2 protein-coding genes are annotated in these 2099 nt (G+C 70.6%); one reads left to right on the top strand and one right to left on the bottom strand.

Translation table 11 applies throughout. The features are described from left to right. A partial coding sequence (locus tag ACZJYS_RS24135; protein WP_493180617.1) for a TAXI family TRAP transporter solute-binding subunit occupies window positions 1–940 on the top strand: 940 nt, incomplete at its 5' end. A gap of 48 nt (window positions 941–988) precedes the next feature. Here the strand turns inward: ACZJYS_RS24135 and ACZJYS_RS24130 are convergent. Then, complete coding sequence (locus ACZJYS_RS24130) at window positions 989–1927, bottom strand: hypothetical protein (RefSeq protein WP_146201939.1); 939 nt, start codon at window positions 1925–1927, stop codon at window positions 989–991. Window positions 1928–2099: the final 172 nt, after the last annotated feature.

The raw sequence follows: 2099 nt of genomic DNA, 5'->3' as shown, positions 1-2099 counted from the left end.
CGGCCTCGCCCTGCTGGCGGCCCTGGCGCCCGCCGCCGGGGCCCATGCCCAGGAAGCCCCCGCGCCGGGCGCGCGCCGCAACCCCGCCGATGTGGCCAATGGCGGCGTGCTCGGGCTCATCGCCGGCGGCATCGACGGCACCTATATCCGCATCGCCTCCGACCTCGCGGCGGAGCTGGACGATGGCGACCGGCTCCGCCTGCTGCCCATCCTCGGCAAGGGCTCGCTGCAGAACATCGCCGACCTGATGTATCTGCGCGGCGTGGACATGGCGATCGTCCAGTCCGACGTGCTGGCCTTCGCCCTGCGCCAGCGGCTCTACCCGAACATCGCGCAGCGCATCCACTACATCGCGAAGCTCTACGACGAGGAGATCCACCTCCTCGCCACCGGCGACGTGACGGAGATCGGGCAGCTTGAGGGCCGCGCCGTCAATGTGGATGTGCGCGGCAGCGGCACCGCGATGACGGCCTCGGTGCTGCTCGACCTGCTGGGCGTCGGCGCGCGCCTGGCGCATGCGCCGCAGGACGTGGCGCTGGAGCAGCTGCGGCGCGGCGAGATCGCCGCCATGATCTATGTCGCGGGCAAGCCGGCACGCCTCTTCTCGGGGCTGGAGACCGGCGCGGGGCTGCGCTTCCTGCCGCTGCCCGCCACCCCGGCCATGCTGCAGACCTACCAGCGCGCGCGGCTGTCGGCGGCCGACTATCCGCGGCTGATCGGCGGCGGCGAGGCGGTGGAGACGCTGTCGCTCGGCGCCGTCCTCGCGGTCTATGCCTGGCCGGCGGGCAGCGAGCGGCATGCGCGGCTGGTCCGCTTCGGGCAGAGCCTGCTGGCGCATGCCGGGGCGCTGCGGCGGCCGCCGCGCCACCCGAAATGGCGCGAGTTCGACATGGCGGCGGCGCTGCCGGGCTGGACCCGCTTCGCCGTGCCGGAGCGCTGAAGGCAAGGGCGTGCCGGAGGGCCGGGGCGCCGCCCCGGCCCGGAAGGGTCAGGCGAAGAAGTAGTGGTCGTAGCCGCCCTGCCACAGGATGACGTCGGTCTCCACGGAGGCGACCGCCGTGGTGTCGCTCAGCGCCGTCGCGTCGCCCTGGCGGCTTTCCGCCACGGCGCTGGCCATGGCCACGGCATCCGCGTCTCCGTTCGTGCTCACCTTGCCGCCGCCTGGCGCGTAGACCAGGATTTTGGACTCGGCATCGGCCAGGGCCACCGCCACCGCCTTGGCGTCGCCGCGCAGGGCGAAGATGTCGGCCTCCGCCTTCGCCGTGGCGTCGGCATCGGCCGCGGCGTGGACGTTGCCCTGGTTGTCCTTGGCATAGATGAAGGTGTAGGCGTCGGCTTCCGCCTTCGCCCGGGCGGCGCCGACGATGTCGCTCGATTGCGGCGACGTGCCCTTGGCCTTCGCCGCCGCATCGGCCACGGAGCGCGCGAAGGCGTTCAGCCCGCCATCATTGTCCGGCGCGAAGATGAAGACGTCGTCGCCGCGCGCGATGATGTTGCCGTCATTGCCGGGCGCGTAGACGAAGACGTCGTCGCGCGCGCTGACGTTGATGGTGCGGTGGTTGTCGGGCGCATAGACGAAGACGTCGTCGCCGATGTGGAGAATCATCTCCTTGCCGCCCAGCGCGTACTTCGTCTCGAAGCGGCTGACGTCGCCGCCGTTCCGCGAGCCCAGCGCGGTGGACAGCAGCTCCGCGAAGAAGCCGGTCATCAGCTTGCTGGCGCTGCTGGCGTAGTAGGCGTCCTTGTCGATGTTGAAGCCCTCGACGGCGTCGGCATCGACGCGGAACACCGGGATGCTGATGTCGGAGCCGTGCTTCTTCCGCAGCTCGGCGTCGAGATCGATCGTGATGCCATCGTCGAAGAACCGCATCCGGGACGCGGCGCCGGCATCCGCCACGGCGGCGGATGAGGATTGCTCTCTCGCCATATCTCTATTCCCTCCCTTTGGTTTGGAAACCGCAACGCCACGCGCGGCCCCGAAAGCAGGGAAGCATTTGTGGATTACATTCTAAATGCGAAACAATACGGCGTGACCTGCGCCGTCCGCACGGGCTTGGCGGGGCCGCATCCCTCTGCGGGGTCCATGCCGCCGGCGGCAC

This window comes from Roseomonas sp. TS2 (genome assembly GCF_058833935.1).
Note: the sequence above shows the minus strand (reverse complement) of the source record. Positions and strands in the feature narration are given on the sequence as shown.